Origin of the sequence: Psychrobacter sp. W2-37-MNA-CIBAN-0211, from assembly GCF_040309405.1 — a bacterium.
GTDB lineage: Bacteria > Pseudomonadota > Gammaproteobacteria > Pseudomonadales > Moraxellaceae > Psychrobacter > Psychrobacter glaciei.
In genome coordinates this window covers 1-279 of sequence record NZ_JBEOOU010000140.1, presented here as the reverse complement: position 1 = coordinate 279, position 279 = coordinate 1, and the positions used below count along the sequence as shown (strand labels likewise).

The 279-nt window shown below is 69.2% G+C and carries 1 protein-coding gene; it reads right to left on the bottom strand.

Annotation, left to right across the window (positions count from 1 at the left end):
* Window positions 1–279 (bottom strand): molybdopterin cofactor-binding domain-containing protein (locus AAEY72_RS14640; protein ID WP_352311262.1); only part of this gene is annotated, 279 nt, incomplete at both ends.

Sequence of the window (279 nt, the reverse complement as noted above, 5' to 3'; positions counted from 1 at the left end):
ACCCTGCAACGGCGCAGTGGGCAACGACGAATCGCCCAGCACAAAGCGCACGTCGGCCATCGCCACGCCACTGGCCTGGGCGGCGATCTGGGTCATCACGGTATAGGTGCCGGTGCCAATGTCGGTGGTGGCGCTGCTGACGGTGAGCGTGCCCTCGGCATCGAGGCGCGCCTTGGCGCTGGCCTTCATCTGCATGGCTTCCCACACGCCGCCGGCCATGCCCCAGCCGATCAACTGGCGGCCGTCGCGCATGCTGCGCGGTTCCGGGTTGCGCTGGCT